Consider the following 22,007-nt stretch of genomic DNA (forward strand, 5'->3'; position numbering starts at 1 on the left):
TTTTTTACCATACACCCCCATCCATACCTAACGAAAACATTTATAAATAATTAAAACATAATATATACACAAGGTGATAACATGTACATTACAGTTACTACATTCAACAAGTACCATGGTCCAAAACCACTTGTATTAGATGGAATCGTTAAACTGGTTAAAGACCCAAAAAATGCATATGATGCAGAAGCAATAGAATGCGAAATGAGATATTTCGGAAAAATTGGCTATATTGCAAACAGTACAAATACCGTTGTTAAAGGAACAATGAGCGCCGGTAGAATTTATGATAAAATTTCAGACGAATATTTTGCAAAAATCAAATTTATTGTGGGAAATGTTGCAATAGCTAAAGTATTAACTTCAGATGAGTTTATAGCTGAAGTTGAAAATCCTGAAAGCGACGTTAACTTTCTATGTGATAACCCAAATGCAATCAAATTAATGGAGGAATGAAATGATTATATCATCACTAGATAACCTCAATGTGGATATAGAACTTTTAACACCACAAGTCCACGAAAATATGGCAATAATACCTCTTAAAACAGCAAAAAATTATAACATTGATTTATTAACCCTAGAAAAAGGCATTGAATTAGGTTTAGTAAACGTTAAAGAGTGTGAACAATCACAAGTAAACACATTGATTGTTGAGAATAGATCCGTAACCCCATTAATCCTAATTGACGGTGAAGAGGTTGTAGGAGGAGACCAAAATCGTATCGTTAGCGAAACCATTATAATTGCACCTAGAAGCTCAATGAAAATACCTGTTAATTGTAGTGAACAGGGCAGATGGGCTTATAAAAAGGAGTTTATGCACTCAGATTACATTGCCAATTATAAGACTCGCCGTGCAAAAGAATTTGCAAGACGTAAAAATCATTCTGTCCAACATACTGTTTGGTCATCAATTCATGATGTGGAAAAAGATTATTCATTTGCATCACCTACAAGCGCATTATCCGAAAGCTATGATAATCTTAGAAAAAATCACAATGAAATCGTTAAATCGTTCGAGATTGCTAAAGGCCAGAATGGTGTTTTAGTAATTGTTGATGGTGAAATTAAAGGTTTTGAAGTATTTTTAAACTCAGATATCTACAAACAATTCCATGAAAAAATCATTAAAAGCTATCTAATTGATTCAAAACTTGGAGATTCAGTATTTGCAGTTAATGTTGACGAAGCAGAAAATGTAATCAAGAATGCAACTGATTCAAGCTTTGAGAAAAAGGAAACTAAAGGATTGGAAGAATCCTATGAATTTGAAAACGATTCAGGCCTCGGCGTAATATCCCTCTATGAAAATGAGATTATCCACTGGTCATACTTTAAAAAAACCGAAGAGTTGTCTAACGATGAAATACTTGATGCAGAGTTAGAATCTGAGATCTAGCTCCTCCATCATTTCATCTATTTTTTTATTTAATTTTTTGATTTCTGCAGTAATTTCTGCTTTTTCGTTAGCCAATTCGCTTAGTTGAATGAACTCCCCTTCAAAGGTATCAACATATCTTGAAACTGATAAGTTAAATTCATTGGCTGCTATTTCTGAAATGCTTACGATACTTGAGTATTTATCTACAATTTGTCTTTTTGTGAAAACCTCAATGAGCTTTCTGATGCTTGCTTCATCAAATTGAGCAAATTTTCTGTTAGCTGTTCTGAATGATCGAGGTACTTTTTTAAGCTTATAGTCTTTAGATACGTCAATGAAAAGGACATCATTGGAAGACCTGTCTTTTTTGAATACGCAAATGATTTGCGGCCTCATATATCTGCCAAACTCTCCGGGAATGCTTATTACACAATCAAGATAATTGCATTCTTCGGTTAAGTATTTTCGCAAGGTTTCAAGAGAATTCTTAAATAAAAAGCTTTGAGAAATAGATACGACCATGACGCCGTCATCCCTAAGGGAATCGATTAAGTTAATCAGGAACAGATATTCATTTGATTTGAGTGACTCATATTCTCCTGTGAATTGATTGTTTGAGCTGTTAAAGACCATTTCTTCAAGTATGCTCTCAATTGCATTGTTTAATTTGTCATCTTTTGTGAATGATGTTTTGTCAACATTGAAGTTTTCAGTTAACATGTTGGTGATTTGACGACGCCTATTTCTTTTTAAAATCTCAAACTCCTGAGTTGTATTAATGGATTTGGAACTCCACCCTCCAATTGAAGGCAAGTTTGACATTACCACATCAAAAGATTTTCCATAAAAATCTGTTGAATCAAGAGCATTTTCAAATTCTAAAAACACATTATCAAAGTCAAATAAATTGATTAAAAGTTTAACAATACTGCAGCAGAATGTTATGGTATCGTGGCCTTTTGCAAATGACTGCCCATATCCAAAGTTTGTTTTGGAAGATAGTTCAATTAATGAAGATGCATCATTTAAAAATGGATTGTAAATATCGAAGGGGGCGGATTTGCTTGCAAATACGATTTCCGCTAGAAGATTATTCATATAATCATTATCCTGGTCGGCCAAAATAGGCTTTAGTTCACATATTCCATCAAAAACCTCTGAAAATGGGAACTTCTCTTCATATAAATCCAGTTTTGAAATTGAATAAATGATATCTTTGACAACTAAATTGATTTTAGGATCATATTCAATCCTCTCCAATTTACATTGGCTTTCAACACAGTCGAATATGAAATTAAAGTATTTTTCATAATTAGAACCTTTAACAAAACTGACATTATCTCTAAAGGCAGTGTATAACTGTGGCAAAAACCATTTATCCTGATATGTGGTGTTTATTACATCATCAATAAATGCGGAAGGTCTTTTGATATAATATCCGAACATGTGAAAAGCATCATTTTCGAACTCCCTTTCGATTCCGCCATCCCTAAAAGCTTCATCCAATGTGATTTCCTTATCCTCAATTGATGATAAGAAGTAATCTTTTAGAGAATCTGAGCAGTATTTATAAAGAAAAGTAAAAACTAAAAGGTATGAAATGTCTCTAGGCATTTCGGATTGTCTTAATTTGGATTTGATGTTTCTATATATGGTGTAGTTATTTGAATATCTTGAGTTTTCAATCATCGCACTCACCCCAAATTTTGTTTAGAATCCCCTCTTTGAGGCGCCTGTCATATTCAACGACTTTTTCATCCTGGATGATTTTCTCATTTATGGTGTTTAGGAGCTGCCCGTATTTGATCTGTGTTTCCAAATCCGGAAGATTCAGTTCAAGTTCCTTAATTTCTTTAATGGACACATGAGAAATTCTCTCTGTGCTTCCGATTTCATGGAGTTGTTTTTTTACATGGGCGTTGGTTAAAAGGTGTGCAATAAATGATGGGTCATGGTTGTCATCAGGCCTTATAATTGCAATCCTGTCGCTGATTACAAGGCCGGGTGTTTGAACTTGAACTACATCAAATGGATAGGGCATTTTCATCAAGACGTCACCTTCTTTTGAAAAAAACCTATCTTTAATGGTATCTTTAAGGGTTAATTCTTCAAAATCAGATAATTTGCCATCAGCTTGGATGGATCTTTGAACAACAACATTATATTTTATTCCGTTATCATCAAGATAACGTCTATATGAAAGGCCAGAGTATACTTCTGCAATATCATTTAGTTTTACTTTTTGCATTTTTGTCACTAATTATAGTTTAATTTATTAAAATATAAAAGATTAGGTTCCAAAGCACCTGCCTGGAACCAAGGTTGAGCCAATGTATTTGGCCCACATTGCGATATGATGCGGAACATGGTGGTATTCTTCGAGGTATATAAAACAAGTATATTTTTTCCACATCATATACATTGATTTGAATAAGGAGAGTTGGCTGAAATAAGCATGTTTGCGTCTAGGAGATCGCTGCCAGACCTGGTATTCCTGTTGTCTGAACAGATATTTAATTTCCCTTCTAAGCACATCCATTTTGTGGTATTCAGATGCGCATGGTGGATTGGAAAGATTATAGAAGTTATTTTTAAACTTCCTAATCTTCCTGTTAAGTTCCTTCTCCCTTTCGAAATAATCGTTATTTTTCCGCCTTGACCTATTATAATTCCTATATCTGGACATTTCTACCTCTATTGATACAATGCACTTACATCATCAAGCAAAGGCTTTTCGTCTGGAATTTCAGATGGATCAAGCTTTTCTGCTGAAACGCCGCCAATAACACCAACACTTTGGATGTTATCCTTAAGGACCGCAGTGGAGGTAATTCCAGGTCCTTGCGGAGACAAGACAAATAAATCAAGGAATGTTTCATCCTCTCCTACTATGAATGCTGGTTCAATGGCTTCGGCTGATTTGGTTTGAACTTTGATTAGGATATGTTTAGCTTCATTGTCCCCTTCAAGTCCAATTTCGCGTCTAATATTTTCATCTAAGTCTTTGACTTTTTCGCTCCAGTTGATGGAGTTGGTTGGGTAATTATCCATAATGTATCACCTACGTTTTTATAATTCCACTTTTGTGGTAAGCATTCAACAATCTTTTTACAGAATATAATTACAAATTTACTGTATTTTTGAAATAAAAATACTAATCTGTAATCATACTTTGTATACAATAGTATATAAACTTAACTATTTTGCACATATTTTTGTGAAAAATACACAATACAACTGTGTAAATAATTATCTATTTGTTCTAGTATATAAATGTTTTGTATTTTATAAAAAAATGCAAAAAAGCAGAAGTGCAAGATAGCACTGAAAATTAAAATATGACAATGTGGTGTGGCGTGGTGAAAAATTAAAAATAGAATATGGAAAGCTGAAAAATTATTCTTCAACTTCCTCTTTTTCTTCTTTTTCGTCTTTTTTCTCTTCCTTATCGACAATTACCAATTTTTCATTTTCTTCGTCGACTTCCATTATAATAGGATCTTCTTCTAAAGCTCCAGGATCCTTTTCAACACATTCGTTGATTTTAGCTTGAATAGCACCAATATCTTCAGTATCGATTAAGTCAACAATTTCCAATTGTTGTTGGAATCTTTCAATACCGTCGAGTGGAACATTTTCAACAAATGGAATAGCTCCGGTTGCTCCGATGATTTTCTTTTTATCAGCATCTGCACCGTTTTCGTATAATGCCATGATACTTTGGCCTGTAATGTGCCCTTGTACTTCAGCACCTGTTACAATCAAGAAACGGATGTTTGGGTTTGAGATAATGTTTGCAACTACTTTTTCTATTCCCAGGTTTTCTGTTTTACATGGTCCTGCGATTGCCGCTCCGGATAGTTCAGCTTCAATGTGAGATGCGAGAGTTGTAACGGCCACTGGACTTTCAGGGTCCCCAACAATGTAATCTCCACTGATTACAGGCCAGCCATCTGCAGGAGCTTTTTTATCAGCCATGATGAATTCCTCCTAATATTTTGTGATTTAAAATATATTTTATGAATATTTAAATATTTTGTACTCCCTATGGATAACCGCTTTTAAACAAGATATTTATAATTATCAAAAACTAAAATACAAGTGATGAATCTGAACACGGAAATCTTTTATTTCATTAACAATAACCTATCAAATCCCATCCTCGATTTTGTGATGCCCCAGTTTACAAATCTTGGAGGCTTTGTAGGATTACTGATTCTTTGTATATTAGCTATTGCAATTTGCAGGCATTACAACAAAGACGAATACTTACAAATTTCAAAATTGTGCTTATATGCGCTTTTGCTTTCGGCGGGGATTGTCTTATGTTTGAAGTTGGGCATTGTAGAGGACCGTCCTTTCAAGACATTGGGCCATGTTCACCAGCTGGTAGTTCCAAGCGAACCCAATTCCTTTCCATCAGGCCATACTGCCTCAACATTCAGCGTGGTAACTGTCCTTGCAGACCAATTTTGGCAAAATAAGATTTTGGTTAGTGTTTTAATAATATTTAGCCTGTTACTTGCTTTTTCAAGAGTCTACTGTGGCGTACACTACCCTTTAGATGTCCTTGTAGGGGCGATGGTCGGAATTCTAAGCGCCATTATTGTTTTAAAAATAAAGTTCTGATGGGTGGCCAATATATTCAAAGTCATCCTTATTGTCTAGATATTTTACTCCAATAACTTTATCATCGGAAAATTTTGTTACGACACTCATACCATCATTAACATCGATGACAATCAATTTCGTATTTTTTTCGCCTTCGGTTTTGATTTTTACAATTTCATCATTTTGAATTAACTCTGATTCTTCAAAATCATTGCTAATTTCTGTTGAATACCAATGCTGAGGTAGTTTAAGTCTTAAATCAAAACTATCTAATAAATCTTTAACATGCATTTTCATATCTCCTTGTGTTAATGATACTCTTAAAAAAAATATATTTAAACATTTTGTAACTTTTTAAGGGTTAAAAGTAGTCAAAGTCCCCAAGAAACGCCTCTTTAATAGAGTTAACCATGATTTTGAAATCCTTATCAATCCCTGATTCAACTCCACTGATCATTTTTTGAAATTGAGGATATTTTTTTAAGAAATCAAGCGCATATTGAAGCTGAAAATCTTCAGCTTGAGTAGGATTGCCATTTTTCAGTATCTCAGAAGTTAGCTTTATCTCTTCCCGGTCTAACACTTCAAATTCAGGATGAATTTTATAAACATTCATCCGTTTTAGCTCAACATTTTCATCAACTTCATCCAAAATGTTCATTAACAGTATTGGGAGGCCTGCTGGAGTTTTAACAAACTCCTCGATGAACTTGCTATCAATCACATCAATATTTGCAACTAGACTTTTTGACATGCTAAACTAAAAAGTGAATTTTATTTTTATCAATGTCCTCTAATGTATGAGGTTCTGGAATATCATTTGAATGTCCCAATGCCAATATGCCTGCGATTCTGTAATGAGAATCGATTTTCAAGATTTCACGCACTACCTCTTCAGCCCAAACACCATCCTTTTTTCTTAGATGAACTTGAACCCAACAGCTTCCAAGCCCCAATTCAGTTGCCATCAAATGCATATAGGTTAGGGCAATTGATGAGTCTTCACACCAGGTGTCTGCTATCATCGTATCTGCAATGACAACAATGGCCTTGTCTGCTCCGGCAATTAGTTCTGCACCATGATCCTTACATTTTGAAAGTTCATCCAAAGTTTCCCTTCTTTCAACCACCATGAAATTGCACGGTTTTCTATTCATGCTGGTTGGAGCTAAAAGTGCGGCCTGCAATATTATATCAAGTTCATCTTTGGTGATTTTATCATCACTAAATTTTCTGGTGCTTCTTCTTTTAAGCATTGTGTCGATTAATGTCATGGTTAAAAATTAGTTTTTGAAATATAAAAAGATTAATAATAGAAATTTTTATTGCATTCTAAAATTGTATCAATTACGCGCTCTGAGTTGTTCTTATCAATATAGGTGAAGAACTCATCTACACGCTTTTCATATTCTTCATCCATCCTACATTTATTTTCAATCAATCTTATAATCTGTTGTTTTAATTCATCGGATGTTTTAGTTACTGGACCGAAGCCCATAGAATCATATTTAAAGTAAGACTTATCTATATCAAAGTGGTAATCATTGTCAGGATGATAATAAATTAATGGTTTTTTAAGATAAGCAAAATCAAATGCAACGGATGAGTAGTCGGTAATCATTAATGATGCATGATTAAATATTTCATTATATGATTTTTCAACTCCAATTTCAACATCACTCGGTATGTCAAATGCATCAAGGAATTTTACAGTATTCCTATGCGGCTTAAATACTAACTTATAATTCTTAGAATGCAGGTAGTCAAGCATTTCACCATCATTTAAGAACTCGTTTATTGATTTGAAATAATCTGTTTGCATAAACTCATGTTTTTTAAGCTGGTCATATTGCCTTCTCCATGATGGCATGAAAACTATTTCGCGTTTGTCTTCCAAGATTTCTAAAAAGTCAAATCTTGGAAAACCTAAAACTTTAATAAAATCTTCATTATAACCGTATTTTGGATCCAGGAATGCTTCTTTTTCCTTTTCAGATACTGTTGCGATTAAAAATATCCTTTTATCATATCTATTAAGCCAATGGGAAATATCATCCTTTGTTACCCCATGCTGCAGGAACACTGTTTTTGATTTTGCAAGACCCGAAAGGTGAGGGTAATTCCCCCAAAAAGGGTATATAATATCATTATCAGGGTGGGAAGCAATTATATACTCAGCAAATAATAAATAAAACCTATGTTTTAAAGACCTATATGCTAAGACACTGCCGATTTTAGAAAGCTCTTTAAACTTCTCATTTGCCTCTTCAAACGCAAGTAACTTTTTTGATTTTGCAATCCTTGAGCTTGCCATATAAATATTGTCCAATTCGGATAAACTAGCCGCTAATTGTTTTGATTTTGAGAAAACAAAAAATTTTTTAATACCTTTAAGCTTCTGAGATTTAACCGCTTTTTTAAATAAATAATAACCGTTATCTTCTGCCATGCTCGGCAAATCCATAAACACCCAAATGTGCCTATTTTTAAAGAAAGGATATGCTAAAAAGTACATAACCCTTAGAATAACACCGGTACGCCAACCTTGCTTCTTCTCAGTAATAATATGTTTAAAAACATCATATTCAAGTTCCAATCCTTTTTGAAAGCTTTTATCAGTTATTTTAATGTGGTCTGTACAATCAATAGCCAAATAATCTTTACCCATTTTATATTTGGAAGTTCTGGAAATCCTTGAAGTATGATTATAGTCTATGATTAAATCTCCCAATTCATTTCTAAATGAGATTTCCATATCTTTTGTTATTGGCAATATTGCTTCGAAATTATGATTGTAGGCAAAATCAAAATTAAGTGAATAGTTGACTCTTTGAGGATAATCGAGTTTGGTGGCTTCAATTTCTTTACCGTTTACCTTAACATAAATATTGTCATCTTTAATAAAATTAGTTAGGATGCCTGATATGTAAACATGGCCTTTATTTATAAACTCAAAATGGTCAATGTAGATAGTATTTAAATTGAAATCCCTTTGGAAATTATCCTTATTTAATCTATAAGCTGTGCCGTTCTCTTTTAAAAGAGCCAAATGATGTTTAAGCTCGATTGGAATTGATAATTGTGAATATATAACATCCGTATCGATATGATTCAAAATATAAAAAATCTTATCATATAACTCATCGATTTCAGCAAGGCTAAGCATCATATGAACAAAGCGAATTTCACAAATCCACTGCAGGTCATACATTAAAACATGTTGAATAAACTTCGGAGCATGCCCGTATTTTTCTATAGAATAATTTAAAAGCCTTATAAAATAATCGTCAATTCTTGTGGTGAAATAAGATTTATAATTAGTTGATGTAGCTATAAGGGAATTTTGTAAGGTTCTTTGCCTATAATGATATTTAACGCCATGCAAATAGCCAATTTTCGGATTATCCAAAAGCATCTGATTAATCAATAATGGATCTTCAGATACTCGCAGGCGTTCGTTGAATTGATAATTTTTAAGTTTTTCAAATCTAAAAAAACTGGAAGGTCCGGATAACTGGAAATAATTCGGATTTTCGTTTAAATCAATTATTTGAGTTTTGTCAAACTTATAATTAAGTTTATGAGGTCCTTTTTTAACCCCAAAATAAAAAATTGGAATTGAAACTATATCAATTTCGGGATGATTTTTTAAAAAGACATAAGCCTTTTTAAAAGCGTGTTTTGAAATATAATCATCGCTGTCCAAGAAATTTACATATTCCGCATTGACATGGCTAAGACCGATGTTTCTTGCATAAGCTGGCCCCTTATTCGTTTCATTATTTATGACAGTGATGTTTTTGGGATATTTATTTTGGTAACTTTCTGCAATTTCCCCGGTTTTATCAGAACTTGCATCATTAACAATGATAATTTGAATATGCTTCTCAAAATCAAGACTTTGATTGATAACCGAATCTAATGCCTTTGAAATAAACTCATCTGTGTTAAATGCGGGCATGACCACTGCAATTTTAAATGCCAAAATAATAATCCTCCATATGCATTTATGTTTAACATTACTAAAAAGTATTATGTTTAAAGCCATTGGCATATATTTATAGACCCAACTGCTTATGAAATAAAAACTATTTCATCTTTTTTATATACTTTAACTTTCTTAATAACTCTTTTTTATCTAAATTAAAGGAAGTTTCCCTATTCGGTAACCTATCTTCATCGATTCCATGGCAAACATAATGAAGCTCCGGTGAAAGAATATTTGTCCATGATTTAGATAAATCTTTATTATTATTTAAATAATACCCTCTGCTAAACCAGTTGCAGTGCTTTAATAATTTAAATAGATTATAATTTAATTTCAATTCATCATTTGGAGATTTCAATAATAAATACGAATATTCTACTGGAGTCAAAACCCAGTTTTTAATTGAAGACCCATGATTCTTATAATAATCCAATTCATTATCTTTATCTGAAATTATATCATCTTTAACTGCAAGATAATCAAATGAAATTTTAGCAACATCATGCAATTCTACAAAATCTTCACGTAATGAATTTAATTCTCTTTTGTTATTGTTAATCTCTTCAATCAAAGAATCCCTCTCACTAACCAAAGAATTCTTCTCAGCAGTCAAAGAAGAAATACTACTATCCCTACTACGAACATCCTCAATCAAAGAATCCCTCTCACTAACCAAAGAATTTCTCTCAGCAGTCAAAGAAGAAATATCCTTATCTTTTTGACCTACATCTTTCTTTAAAAGGCCTACATCACGGTCAGCTAATCTAGTTCTTTTTACCCAATATAATCTTTGTTTATACAATTCATCTAAAGCATTATTCAAATCGGTTAATCTATTCTGATAATATTTTTCGGAATCAACAATTTCTTTAAAAACAGTTCCACAATCTCCCAGTTTATCATTGAGAATATTCTCGAATACATTTCTTGATGAATCGAAATCATCAACATATGATTTATATTTACAAGAAAATTTATCCATCGAACTGTTTTTTTCACATACGACCCAAATATCCTTTTTACTGCCGATGTAATCTGATAATTTTGATGGTAAAAACGGATTAACTTCGAATACTCCTTCAGTTAATAAATCATTAACAATTAAAACATCCATTTTAGTAGTCAAATTTAAAAATTCTAAGAAAGGAACTTTTTGCCTAACAACAATGTTTTTTTGATTGGTTAAACTTGATTTGAATACTTCAGGATTAGGAACAAAAAGATGTAATCTAATTTTATTACTGATTTCTTCATTCAAATCTTCTAAACATTTAAATAAAAATTCTAAATGCCTTTTTCCAAGATATGTGCCAAAATATGCGAAATTTAAATAATCATCATCAACATTATAATTTGATTCTTTTAAGAAATAATACTCTTCATCCAAAGTAGGATGTCTTGAAACTTCAGATTTTTCAATGACAAAATCTTTAATATCCACTGGGAACTCATTTAACATTGCTTCTCTTTGATTATAATTAGTAAATCTAACAACATCCGCAAATAAGAAAGGCAAATATTCGGCTAAAAAATATAAATTATCTCCAGATTTAATTTCCGGCCAGTATTTCTCAATATCATCAGCGAACACCTGTTGGTTTATCTCCCGAATTCTAATGTTGAGATTATCAAAATACTCTTCATCACAAGAAAAAGTAGGCATGCGCAATATATGATTAATATCATATCTTAACGGATCCGAAAATTCAGCAATCCAAGTTACATCAGGGTGTTGTAACTTATAATCTAAAGCTAAAAAATGTGATTCAAGAGTCCAAGATCTGCTAACAACAGTTTTATATTTTTTATTTGACTCATTTAGTTTTCTCATTGCTTCTTTTCTGAAAAAATTAATACCGTCCGATGTACTATGCATATAATTGCCATCAATTATATATTTCTTATCAATGAAATTATTAATTACTTTTTCAAATTCAAAATCTTTTTCACCATTAAAATTTGAAAAAACAACATCCACTTTTTTATTTAATTTTATTATTCTTTTAGAAAAAACTATCCCACTAATATCATCTAAAGGAGGAAATCTAGAAGTAATATACAAATCTTCAACATCATTATCCAAAGCATTTTTTAATTTTAAGCCATTACCATAAATCTTTTCAGAGTCTTCCATAATATCATCCACATCAATAATTTTGAATATATTCTAATTCTCCATAACTCCTGGATTTAACTACATTTTGATAAAACTTTGAATCATCATCCAATAAATTAACAGAATTTATGAAATCTGTTTTAATTTTAAGGAAATCTTCATGTAAAAATACCCAATTATCATTTTTTGACGTTCTACTTAAAGATTCATAATTTTCTTTTAAGTATGAAATTTTATGTTCATATAATAGTTTACTATAATCATCAAATATATCATGTTGCTCAAAAATCTTAAAAACAATATTGCTAATAGAAATGACGTCTAAAAATGGAACCTCTTTTTTTACGTTTTTAAATTGCCCATAATTTTTAATATAATAATATTTTTCAATGCAGAAGGCTTTCTTGGCTGAGAGAATAGTTTCCCAATGGAACGGAATGTCTGCTAAAGAATTATCCTCTATGAAACGGATATTCTTTAAAAAGTCTTTTTTATAAATTTTTTGGCATGCATCAACTGGTAAATCAAAAATATCTTCATTTAAATCAGCATATTGGAAAATTTCATTTTTGAATTTGTTGGAAATGCCGATTAAACTACTATTAGCATTCTCCTCCTGATTAATATCCGAATTGATTTTCATTAAGAATAATAATATATCTAAATCACGTCCTTTTACAAGTTCATAAAGACTTTCACAAGCATTTAAATCTAAACAATCATCTGGATTTAAAAACATTATAAATTCACCGTTAGATTTATTTAAACCTTTATTTCTTGCGCTAAAAATATTAAAAGATTTATCGGAAAATATTTTAAGTCGGTTGTCCTGATTTTTATAATTTTTTAAAATTTCTAAAGAGTCATCTGTAGAACCACAATCAACACAGATTATCTCGATTTCATGTAATGTTTGATTAATGGCGCTTTCTAAACATTGCTTAATATGATTAGTAGAATTAAAAACTGGGATTATAATAGAAATTTTAGGAGCATTATATTTAAATTTAGAAAAAAGATTTAATCCAAATTTAGATGAATTATTGTTCAATTCTTTTTCCAAACTTTCCAAGTACAATTTTTTATTTGAATATTCCTCTTCAAAAGCCAAACATCTTTGTTCAAATTCCTTTTGTTGATTATTAAACTCATTTTCTTTTGACTCGACATACTTATTAAACTCAGCATATTTTTCATCAAGAATTCTTTCCTTATCCTCTAAAGAACGCTTGTCTGCTTCAAAAACATTTCTATCTGTAGCAAACTGCGCTTTAATTCTATCAAACTCAACATACTCAACATCAAGACTCTTTTTCCTATCATCTAAAGAAAGCCTATCCGCTTCAAAAGCCTTCTTATCAGATACCAGCTCTTCCTTAACCTTATTCAACTCAACATACTTTTCATCAAGACTTTTTTGCTTATCTTCTAAAGAAAGTTTTTCTTCCTCTAAAACTTTTTTATCAGATTCAAACTGTTTTTTAATACTGTTGAATTCAATTATTTTATCATTGATTTCCTCTTCTAATTTTTTTAGCTCTTTCTTTTTATCATCTAAAATTTTTCTCTTTTGATATAGTTTTTTATCTACAAAAAGACCAAAGTCATCCTTTAATAGTAAATGTTCAAATTCCAAATAACTTTTTGATTTTAAAACATTCAAATAAAAATTTTTATTTTTCGGATACAAATTTTCCAACAACTTATTATTCAAATTCTCATCATGACTAATTTTAATAAAGTCATCACGCAGCAGTTCCCAATATCTTTCCTTAATACTCTGATTGATTAGACCATGCCATCTTTTTAAATAAAAAATCTTATAATTGGACACTTTTAAAAAATGTTCATCAAATTGGTTATGTTTTCTAAAAGCCTCCCATATCAGGTTACTAATCTCAACTACATCTAAAAATTTCTCATCATTTGATGCAGTGATTGAATTTCCATGTCTACGCCTTAATAATAAATGCTTTCGAATGATAGATATTCTTTTTGAACACAGCAATGCTTCATAATGGAATGGATTATCTTCAAAAAATATTCCCTCTGGAAATCGAATATGATTTCTTTCCAATACACTTCGTCTAAAAAATTTATTATATGCAACGGTAGCCATAGTTAATAAAACTTCACTAATATCATCATGATTAAAGACATTATCAAAACAAGAATCGGGAACATGAACATTGTTATAATAATTATCTTCATAAAAAATCTTTTTTTCATCATCGAAATTTTTAACTAAAAATATCAATAAATCTAGGTCTAATGACTTTGATTTATTATATAAAACTTCAATTGCCTCTAACTCGATCCAATCATCAGAGTCAACAAATAAAACATATTCTCCGGTTGCAAGACCTAATCCAAAATTACGTGTTGCACCAAGACCCGCATTTTTTCGAGAAAATACTTTTATCCGATTATCTCTTTTTTCATATTCCAGTAAAATTTCTAAAGAGCCATCAGTTGATCCGTCATTAACACAGATTATTTCTATGTCTTTAAATGTTTGATTACAAATACTGTCTAAACATTCACAAAGATAATCTTCCACATTATAAACCGGAACAATTACAGATACAGATGGACCCATTACAACACCATTAGTAATTATAGAGTAATAATAATATAAATATTTTTAATACAAAATAAAATAATTTTTATTATTTATAAAGTTAAATTTAACCATCTAAAATTATATTAAACAAAATATTTAAATTTAATGTTTGTATTACTAAAAAAGATAATCAATACTTAATAAAACCTGATAAATTCCCTTTAAATATCCCATTTATAAATTAAAAAGTTAATTGTTATGATTATTTAATATTAAGCATTTGATTAATCAAAATTATAAAAATATGAAAATCCCCATTTTAATGGAAATCAACATTATTATCTTAATTCTTTTTCAAACCATTTTACAGTTTCTGCAAGTTGATTTTCAAAGTTGCTGTGATTAATTTTTAAATTAATTTTATCCATATTTGAAATATCCGCTTGAGAGTGTTTAATATCTCCTAATCTTTCAGGCAAATATTCTGGAGTGATATCAGTATTGAGTGTTCTTTTAACAATTTCATACAACTGATTAATCGTGATGCTTTCACCACTAGCAATGTTTAAAATTCCGTTAAAATCAGATTTACATGCATTAATATTTGCTTCAGCAACATCGCCCACATAAACAAAATCTCTAGTCTGTTCACCATCACCATAGATTTTAGGTTTAGAATTTTGTAAAATCGCATTAATAAAATTAGGAATTACCGCTGCATATGGGGAATTTTTATCTTGTTTGGGTCCAAAAACATTGAAATATCTTAATGCAGTATAATTTAAACCATAACTTTCATAAAATGATTTTAGATATAGCTCACAACTTGCTTTTGATGCGGCATATGGTGAAGTTGGCATTGGAAGTTCTGTTTCTTTTAAAGGCATGTTTGTGTTTTCTCCATAAACCGCAGATGAAGATGAAAAAATAATTTTTTTCACATCATTTTTAACACATGCATTCAAGAGGTTTACAGTATTAGTTACATTTTCCAAATTACATGTTAATGGACATTTTACACTTAATGGAACACTAACCATGGCCGCTAAGTGAAATACATAATCAATATCTTTTAGACAATTATTTAAATCTACACTATTCATGTCTTTTTTAACCAATGTTAAATTTTCATGAAGCTCATTATTCAAATTACTAATTTTCCCGGTTTTGAGATTATCAATAATTGTTACATTGTTATGGCTTAATAATTTATTAGAAATATGGGATCCAATAAATCCAAGCCCTCCTGTTATTAAAATATTTTTGTTTTTCATTGAATTCCCCAATTTTGCATTTTACAAAGTTTTCTTTATGTATAGAGCAATCGATATTTATGATTTTGCAAAAAATCACCTATTCAAAAGATTGCTTAATTTATGCTCATTTTTTGAAAAATAAGAATTTTTACTAAATTCCTCAATAAAAAACCTATTTTTATTATCGAGCATTAAAGGAGATTTAAAAAATTCTAGGATTTCAGTTATATTTGTCTCATTGAATGCATCTTCTATTTCATCCATATCTAAAGTAAATTCATCTTTATTATAAATAAATAAATTTGATTTATATTTGGACATTTTTTTAATTTCATATTCGCCCCATCCATGAACCGAATGGGGAGTCCAGAATGTATCTTCATTGATTAATCTTACAGGGTTTCCGGCAAAAGTTGTATTAGATGGGATAATCTTATTTGACACAACTGACCCTGCGCCAATTATTGAACCTGAACCGATTCGAGACCCTTTAAAAATCATTGCATTTTGACCTAACCACACATGGTCTCCAATGTAAATGCTTTTAGAATGATTTATCCTCATTTTTGAGCCAGTATTATAAATAGAATGACCATCTGAAACCCTAATAATCACATTATAGGATATAAAACAATCATCACCAATGATGACATTTTTTGCTTCAGATAACACAATAGTTGTTAAACCATTGAAAAAATTATTTCTCCCAATAAAACAAACATTATCTTTATGGATTGAAATATTTACAGAATAATCATGAGAATTACTTGACAAATACAAAATTGAATTATCCAAATTAAAATCTATTCTGGAATTCCAAAGATGAACTCCTTCCTCACAGAATAGGATGTTATTCTTACCCTTAAAATTGATTTGTGAGTTTGTTAATTTTGGAACTTCACCTAAAAATTTATTGTCTTTAAGTTCCAAAAGTTGATTACCATTAGTTATTTGCACATTTTCACCTTATTGCGAACCTATTCTTACGCTTGTTTCTAACAAATAACTTTTGTATAAATTCAAGACGATCATCAACATTTAAATCCTTTAAAATTTGGTCAATTCCATTCAAATCTAAAGTTTCATGATTTACAAATTCGTATATGAAAACATCACTTTTGTAATCCTTTGTATTTAAAGAATCTTCAGCCCTATGGTATCCTAAAAACTCTTTAATGAAGAATACGTCTTTTTTCTCTATCTTTGCGGGATTTCCAACAACAAGTGAATTAGAAAAGACATTAGCATTGTGCGGAATAAATGAATAATTTTCAATTATTGAACCAGAACCAATTTTTGATCCTCTTGAAATATATGCTAAATGTCCTATCCAAACATGGTCCCCAATAAAAACACTTTTTGCATAGTTAATTCTTTTTTTTGATTGGGCTTCATAAATCGGGTAAATATCTGAAGTTCTTATATTCACTCCACTGGAAATGCTGCAATCCGCACCAATTATGACGTTCTGGTTTTCTTGAATATTAATATTAATCGGTGCACTCATATTATTATCCCTACCAATGAAAAAGGTTGAATCATTGTAAATAACTAAAGTAAATGAATATTGAGAGTGCTGTGCAGAAGACAGATAAACAATTGAATTACTACCTTCAAACAAAAAAGTTGCACCGACAATTTTCACATTTCCTTCACAATATAGGACATTATTGCTGCCTTTAAAAGAAATATTTGAATTAGTAATTTCAGGATTACCTTCAATCCGATTATTCTCTAAATTAACAATGTCCTCTTGAGATTTAACTGTTTCCATATAATCATCTTATTTTTTTTGGATAGCTGCTAAAATAGAATCGAGTTTACCTTCTAAATTATTTATCCTATCTTCAAGTTCCTGAGTATTATCCCCAGAAAAAGATCCGGCTTTATGGGCTACTAAACATGCATCATACCAAGGTTTTGCCTCTTCTCTTGTATCAACTGAAGCATGAATCACATCTAAATCGACATATTTTGCCATCGCTCTTAAACCGTCTTCATAAAATCTATAACAATTCGGCATGTTTCCTCCATGTTTTGGACCATTAGATGGAGCAATAATGCAAACATAACCTCCCGGCCTCAATACCCTTTCAATTTGAGACATGGTGAGCCAGAAAAATTCCAAATGTTCGAAAAATTGTCCTGAAATAACAACATCATAACTATTATCTTCAATTTCAAACCAATTGTAAATATCTGTAATAACGATGTCTACATTATTACCAGCCTGAATATCCAAACCGGTATAAGTCCAACCATTTTCATCAAAAATATCCGAATAATTGTAATTTCCGCTACCATCAAGGGATCCGACATCGAGTATATCTAGTTTATCATTAACTGATAAATAATTGTTTTTAAACCATTCCATTTTTGAATGTGAATTCTTATGCATAAAAAAAACTCCTTTATATATTTATTTATATTTTATTCAGAATATTTAAAAGTTTATATTATAAAAATTAAACTACAATTAAATTAAAAGAATTAATCTATAGCTTAATCAAATAACTTATAACAACCCGTCAACAATGTCTTCAAATTTAAAACGGGACAAAACAGATTCATCAACATTTTCCAGAATGTCTTTGTATAAATGGTACTCTTTTACAAAATATCTATAAACTCCTTGAATTTCTTCAAAAAATTTATCCTTATATTTCTCTTCAATTTGGTTGTATTTACCATTCAATACAGAAACAAAGATGTAATATAATACTTGTTTTTTATAATATTCATAAATTTGCATATCTTCTAAAAATACATCTAAAATCAAATAAACAATACCAATATTATCAAATAAACGTTCATTATTTAAATTTGTTATTGATCCGGGACGTCTACGGCGATTATAAAAATATTTGTTTATAACTGAAATCTTATCTGCATGAATAAGTACTTTACATGAAAACGGATTATCTTCATGAATATAATTGTTATTTGTAAATCTGATACTATTTTTATCTAAAAAAGATTTTAAATATAATTTATTACATGCCCCAATAGGAATTTGAAATATTCTTGTTTTGTCTAAATCCCAATGATTAAATATTTTGTTTTCAAATTCATTCAAAAAATCCATATCATAATACTGTTCCATACCAAAATCCCTTGATTCTTCATAATAAACAATATTTTTAAACATCAGAACATCCAATTCATTCTTTTCCATCGCATCTACTAATGTTTCTAGTGTGTCTAAACTATACCAGTCATCACTATCTAAAAACAGAATATATTTTCCTTCTGCAACTTCCATACCTTTATTTCTGGTGGGTCCCAATCCAATATTTCTTTCATTTTTCAAAATTCTTATTCTTGAATCTTTTTTTGAAAAATATTCTAGTATATCTAAAGAAGAATCTGTTGACGCATCATCAATACAAATAATTTCAAAATCCTGATAAGTCTGCTTTAGAACACTGTTAATGCAAACATGAAGATATTCTTCCACATTATATACTGGAATAATAACAGATATCATTTTCATACAAAACAACCCATAATCATAAACTTATATGTAAACAAAAAATCATTGACATTTGTTAATGTAATCCAAAAGTTCTTTTTTAGAGTTTCTATTGAAATATTTTTTATTAAATTTGCGTTCTTCATTAAATCCATTGCAAACATAATGTAATTCAGGTGAGAAATATTTACACCATTTACTATTCTGAAGGTCCGCATTGTTATTTAAATAATAACCAATGTCAAAACATTTACTGTTCTTTAGTGCTTTGTATAACTTTAAATTTAATGATAACTCTCTTGTATTTGATTTTAGGATTAAGTAGGCATAAGCAAGTGGATTCAATAGTTTTTTCAAGATAGTTTCATTTTTAAGATATTGAATTTCTAACTGATTATTACTAATTTCTTCTTTGTAACAACTAATACAATATTCTTTATTATCCAATTTTGCTAATTGACTAGTATATCGATGTTTAAGTGAATTGAATTGAATTTCTTTATCCTTTAACTCTTTTTCTTTAATCCTGATCTGATCATCCTTAAAATGTATATTATTATTTTTAAAATTTAGCTCATCAGAATTATCCTTAATCTGATTTTTTGCTTTATTAAGTTGATACTTGATTTCTGATTCCTTTTTCTCCTTCTGCTCAATAGTATTCTTCAAAGAATCAATCTGAGAATTAGCATTAGAAATCTTACTATTAAGCTCTAATTCCTTTTTCTCCTTCTGCTCAATAGTATTTCTCAAGGAATCCAATTGATTATTCAAGTCAGTGATTTCATTTTCACTATTCAATAATTTAGATTCGAAATTTTTAATTTGGGAATCCTTTAGACTTAATTTTGAATCAAACCCTTTAATTTGACTATTCTTATAACTTAATTCATTATCATGTAATCTGATTTGATCCTCATAGTTATCAATAATCTTTTCTTTTTCAGCAATATCTGTTCTAAACTCATTAATGGTCTCAATTGTACTTTTTGAAATATCTAGTTTAGCCATATAGTTTGTAAGAAGTTGATTTTCAACAACACTATCTGATAACCTATCATAATCTAAATCATGGCCTTCAATTTCTTCAGATAATCTGCCTAATCTAATTTGTGAAATACTATTTTTAGGATATAATATTGTAGTGCCGTTTAATAATTTAATATTCATTATCCCAATAGAAGGATTTTCAGAAATAAAATCTTCAATTGCAGTTAAAACACCATTTTTAGGAGTATTTTCATCAATTGCATGGAAAAAACCATCTTCTATTAATATATTTTTATAATTAAAGTATTGGGAGCAGTCATTGACAAATTCTTCTGGAATAATATTTGGATCAATGTATGAATCTCTTCTTTTATGAGGAAAAATATTGTTCCCAATGAAAACCAAAGGGAATTCGGCATTATTCTGTTTAATAATTTTCAATTCATTGTAAATTGTATACCAATTAGGGTCATCATTTAAAAAAATTGCCTCATAGTCATTAAAGTAAGGCAATACATCTAAAGTATGTTCTTTGATAATATCCTCATCTGAATCATCAAGAGAATCTATTGCAATATAAGAAGAAGAGGAAGTATTACAATACTCTAAAATTTGTTTAATAGTTTCTTTATCAGATGTTCCGCTTATAATTATGTTTTTTACTTTAAATCTATTTAAAATAATAGGAATTATATCTAATTCATAATAATCAAACATTAACTCACCTACTTAAAGAATCAATAGTTTTATCCTTCTCCTTGATTATGGACTTAAGTACAGTAATCTCTTCTTTTAATGATTTTTCAATATTATCTTTTTCTTTTGACTCGTTCTCTAACAGCTCGTATCTATTACTTAATAAACTAAATTCTTTATTTAATTTATCAAATTTTTGCTCATTTTGAGAGCATAACTCATTTAGTTCATTGTTTTCATTTTGCAATAAACTATTTTGAGCTTCAACATTATTAATTGAATCATTTAAAGAGAATATTTTTTCGTCCTTTATATCAATCGCCTCATTTAATTCCATGATACTTCTTTCATAATCTTCAATTTTTAAGCTAAACTCCTGGTCCATTTTATTGATTTTTTCATTAAAATCATTTTGAATCTGTTTAATCTGATCTTCTTTTTCTATAAGAAGATTATCGCATTTTAAATTTAAATTTTTAATAAAGTCATTTTTTTCATCAATAATTCCCATTAAATTTTCCTTTTCAACATGACTATTGGTCGTTATTTGATTAATATCCTCATTTAATAATTTGAGATCCTCTTCTTTTTTAGACAGCACGCCAGTTAAATCTGAAATTTCATCTTTATACGCAATTAACTGTTTTTCATAATCTGAAAACTGCTCTTCCATATCATTTATTATATTGGTTTTAACTTTCAAATCTTCAGTTAACAATTCATTATGAGCATTTAAATTAGAAATTGCGTCTTCTTTATCAAATATTGAATCTTTTATAGAAGATATTTTAGTTCTTAAGTTAGAAATAGACTCATCTTTATCCAAAATAACAGTCTTTAAATAAGCCAACTCCTCATTCAAACCAGAAATAGACTCATCCCTAACAGACAAAGAATCCCTCAAAGAAGCAACCTCATCACTCAAACCAGA

Annotated in this window: 21 protein-coding genes; 3 read left to right on the top strand and 18 right to left on the bottom strand. The window is 29.8% G+C overall.

Features of this window, described 5'->3' with window-relative positions:
• Positions 1-81 precede the first annotated feature (81 nt).
• Together ACJROP_RS08860 and ACJROP_RS08865 are read left to right on the top strand one after the other, a co-directional pair.
• On the top strand, positions 82-456 hold the full coding sequence (locus ACJROP_RS08860) for an HIRAN domain-containing protein (protein ID WP_406535109.1): 375 nt from the start codon (positions 82-84) through the stop codon (positions 454-456).
• A gap of 1 nt (position 457) precedes the next feature.
• Entirely contained in the window at positions 458-1,402 is a 945-nt protein-coding gene (locus ACJROP_RS08865) for an ARPP-1 family domain-containing protein (RefSeq protein ID WP_406535110.1), read from the top strand.
• Here ACJROP_RS08865 and ACJROP_RS08870 read toward each other — a convergent pair.
• The 5 genes from ACJROP_RS08870 to mtrA form a co-directional block, all read right to left on the bottom strand.
• A complete protein-coding gene (locus ACJROP_RS08870) occupies positions 1,385-3,073 on the bottom strand; it encodes an N-6 DNA methylase (protein WP_406535111.1) in 1,689 nt (562 codons plus the stop codon). The genes ACJROP_RS08865 and ACJROP_RS08870 overlap by 18 nt on opposite strands.
• Positions 3,066-3,632 (bottom strand): restriction endonuclease subunit S, encoded by a 567-nt coding sequence (locus tag ACJROP_RS08875; protein ID WP_406535112.1) that lies wholly within the window; start codon positions 3,630-3,632, stop codon positions 3,066-3,068. The genes ACJROP_RS08870 and ACJROP_RS08875 overlap by 8 nt, the downstream gene beginning before the upstream one ends.
• Before the next feature lie 42 nt (positions 3,633-3,674).
• Positions 3,675-4,070: a hypothetical protein gene (locus ACJROP_RS08880; RefSeq protein ID WP_406535113.1), complete on the bottom strand. Its 396-nt coding sequence runs from the start codon at positions 4,068-4,070 to the stop codon at positions 3,675-3,677.
• Between the two features lie 8 nt (positions 4,071-4,078).
• The gene (locus ACJROP_RS08885) at positions 4,079-4,435 is read right to left on the bottom strand and encodes a hypothetical protein (protein ID WP_406535114.1); all 357 of its coding nucleotides are present in this window, start codon (positions 4,433-4,435) and stop codon (positions 4,079-4,081) included.
• Between the two features lie 345 nt (positions 4,436-4,780).
• Positions 4,781-5,362: a tetrahydromethanopterin S-methyltransferase subunit A gene (gene mtrA, locus ACJROP_RS08890; RefSeq protein ID WP_406535115.1), complete on the bottom strand. Its 582-nt coding sequence runs from the start codon at positions 5,360-5,362 to the stop codon at positions 4,781-4,783.
• A gap of 126 nt (positions 5,363-5,488) precedes the next feature.
• On the opposite strand from mtrA, the gene ACJROP_RS08895 reads away from it, so the two are divergent.
• Complete coding sequence (locus ACJROP_RS08895; protein WP_406535116.1) at positions 5,489-6,013, top strand: phosphatase PAP2 family protein; 525 nt, start codon at positions 5,489-5,491, stop codon at positions 6,011-6,013.
• On the opposite strand, the gene ACJROP_RS08900 is transcribed toward ACJROP_RS08895, so the two are convergent.
• From ACJROP_RS08900 to ACJROP_RS08960, 13 genes are all read right to left on the bottom strand, one after another.
• Positions 5,996-6,286, bottom strand: a complete 291-nt coding sequence (locus tag ACJROP_RS08900) for a hypothetical protein (RefSeq protein WP_406535117.1) — start codon at positions 6,284-6,286, stop codon at positions 5,996-5,998. The genes ACJROP_RS08895 and ACJROP_RS08900 overlap by 18 nt on opposite strands.
• A 70-nt stretch (positions 6,287-6,356) precedes the next feature.
• Positions 6,357-6,749 (bottom strand): hypothetical protein, encoded by a 393-nt coding sequence (locus tag ACJROP_RS08905; RefSeq protein WP_406535118.1) that lies wholly within the window; start codon positions 6,747-6,749, stop codon positions 6,357-6,359.
• Position 6,750: 1 nt separating this feature from the next.
• Complete coding sequence (locus ACJROP_RS08910) at positions 6,751-7,269, bottom strand: nitroreductase family protein (protein ID WP_406535119.1); 519 nt, start codon at positions 7,267-7,269, stop codon at positions 6,751-6,753.
• A 32-nt stretch (positions 7,270-7,301) separates the two neighbouring features.
• Positions 7,302-9,980, bottom strand: a complete 2,679-nt coding sequence (locus ACJROP_RS08915; RefSeq protein WP_406535120.1) for a CDP-glycerol glycerophosphotransferase family protein — start codon at positions 9,978-9,980, stop codon at positions 7,302-7,304.
• A gap of 103 nt (positions 9,981-10,083) precedes the next feature.
• Positions 10,084-12,117, bottom strand: a complete 2,034-nt coding sequence (locus ACJROP_RS08920) for a hypothetical protein (protein ID WP_406535121.1) — start codon at positions 12,115-12,117, stop codon at positions 10,084-10,086.
• 13 nt (positions 12,118-12,130) lie between these two features.
• On the bottom strand, positions 12,131-14,698 hold the full coding sequence (locus ACJROP_RS08925; RefSeq protein ID WP_406535122.1) for a glycosyltransferase: 2,568 nt from the start codon (positions 14,696-14,698) through the stop codon (positions 12,131-12,133).
• 302 nt (positions 14,699-15,000) lie between these two features.
• Entirely contained in the window at positions 15,001-15,936 is a 936-nt protein-coding gene (locus ACJROP_RS08930; RefSeq protein ID WP_406535123.1) for an NAD-dependent epimerase/dehydratase family protein, read from the bottom strand.
• Between the two features lie 75 nt (positions 15,937-16,011).
• Positions 16,012-16,875 carry an acyltransferase gene (locus ACJROP_RS08935; RefSeq protein WP_406535124.1) on the bottom strand — a complete coding sequence of 288 codons (864 nt, stop codon included), beginning with the start codon at positions 16,873-16,875 and terminating at the stop codon, positions 16,012-16,014.
• A gap of 4 nt (positions 16,876-16,879) precedes the next feature.
• On the bottom strand, positions 16,880-17,692 hold the full coding sequence (locus ACJROP_RS08940) for an acetyltransferase (protein WP_406535125.1): 813 nt from the start codon (positions 17,690-17,692) through the stop codon (positions 16,880-16,882).
• A 9-nt stretch (positions 17,693-17,701) separates the two neighbouring features.
• Positions 17,702-18,316, bottom strand: coding sequence for a class I SAM-dependent methyltransferase (locus ACJROP_RS08945; protein ID WP_406535126.1), 615 nt, complete (start codon positions 18,314-18,316; stop codon positions 17,702-17,704).
• Positions 18,317-18,433: 117 nt separating this feature from the next.
• Positions 18,434-19,411 (bottom strand): glycosyltransferase family 2 protein, encoded by a 978-nt coding sequence (locus ACJROP_RS08950; protein WP_406535127.1) that lies wholly within the window; start codon positions 19,409-19,411, stop codon positions 18,434-18,436.
• Between the two features lie 42 nt (positions 19,412-19,453).
• The gene (locus tag ACJROP_RS08955) at positions 19,454-21,097 is read right to left on the bottom strand and encodes a hypothetical protein (RefSeq protein WP_406535128.1); all 1,644 of its coding nucleotides are present in this window, start codon (positions 21,095-21,097) and stop codon (positions 19,454-19,456) included.
• A 4-nt stretch (positions 21,098-21,101) separates the two neighbouring features.
• The coding region (locus ACJROP_RS08960) for a hypothetical protein (protein ID WP_406535129.1) at positions 21,102-22,007 on the bottom strand (906 nt) is incomplete at its 5' end.

It is taken from the genome of Methanobrevibacter sp., assembly GCF_045220775.1.
In the GTDB taxonomy this organism is placed as follows: domain Archaea; phylum Methanobacteriota; class Methanobacteria; order Methanobacteriales; family Methanobacteriaceae; genus Methanocatella.

Coding starts and splice junctions, on each gene's coding strand:
- ACJROP_RS08875 (WP_406535112.1), bottom strand. CDS start 3,632: ATGCAAAAAGTAAAACTAAATGATATTGCAGAAGTATACTCTGGCCTT.
- ACJROP_RS08905 (WP_406535118.1), bottom strand. CDS start 6,749: ATGTCAAAAAGTCTAGTTGCAAATATTGATGTGATTGATAGCAAGTTC.
- mtrA (WP_406535115.1), bottom strand. CDS start 5,362: ATGGCTGATAAAAAAGCTCCTGCAGATGGCTGGCCTGTAATCAGTGGA.
- ACJROP_RS08865 (WP_406535110.1), top strand. CDS start 458: ATGATTATATCATCACTAGATAACCTCAATGTGGATATAGAACTTTTA.
- ACJROP_RS08880 (WP_406535113.1), bottom strand. CDS start 4,070: ATGTCCAGATATAGGAATTATAATAGGTCAAGGCGGAAAAATAACGAT.
- ACJROP_RS08885 (WP_406535114.1), bottom strand. CDS start 4,435: ATGGATAATTACCCAACCAACTCCATCAACTGGAGCGAAAAAGTCAAA.
- ACJROP_RS08940 (WP_406535125.1), bottom strand. CDS start 17,692: ATGGAAACAGTTAAATCTCAAGAGGACATTGTTAATTTAGAGAATAAT.
- ACJROP_RS08910 (WP_406535119.1), bottom strand. CDS start 7,269: ATGACATTAATCGACACAATGCTTAAAAGAAGAAGCACCAGAAAATTT.
- ACJROP_RS08860 (WP_406535109.1), top strand. CDS start 82: ATGTACATTACAGTTACTACATTCAACAAGTACCATGGTCCAAAACCA.
- ACJROP_RS08900 (WP_406535117.1), bottom strand. CDS start 6,286: ATGCATGTTAAAGATTTATTAGATAGTTTTGATTTAAGACTTAAACTA.
- ACJROP_RS08950 (WP_406535127.1), bottom strand. CDS start 19,411: ATGAAAATGATATCTGTTATTATTCCAGTATATAATGTGGAAGAATAT.
- ACJROP_RS08870 (WP_406535111.1), bottom strand. CDS start 3,073: ATGATTGAAAACTCAAGATATTCAAATAACTACACCATATATAGAAAC.
- ACJROP_RS08945 (WP_406535126.1), bottom strand. CDS start 18,316: ATGCATAAGAATTCACATTCAAAAATGGAATGGTTTAAAAACAATTAT.
- ACJROP_RS08895 (WP_406535116.1), top strand. CDS start 5,489: ATGAATCTGAACACGGAAATCTTTTATTTCATTAACAATAACCTATCA.
- ACJROP_RS08930 (WP_406535123.1), bottom strand. CDS start 15,936: ATGAAAAACAAAAATATTTTAATAACAGGAGGGCTTGGATTTATTGGA.
- ACJROP_RS08920 (WP_406535121.1), bottom strand. CDS start 12,117: ATGGAAGACTCTGAAAAGATTTATGGTAATGGCTTAAAATTAAAAAAT.
- ACJROP_RS08925 (WP_406535122.1), bottom strand. CDS start 14,698: ATGGGTCCATCTGTATCTGTAATTGTTCCGGTTTATAATGTGGAAGAT.
- ACJROP_RS08955 (WP_406535128.1), bottom strand. CDS start 21,097: ATGTTTGATTATTATGAATTAGATATAATTCCTATTATTTTAAATAGA.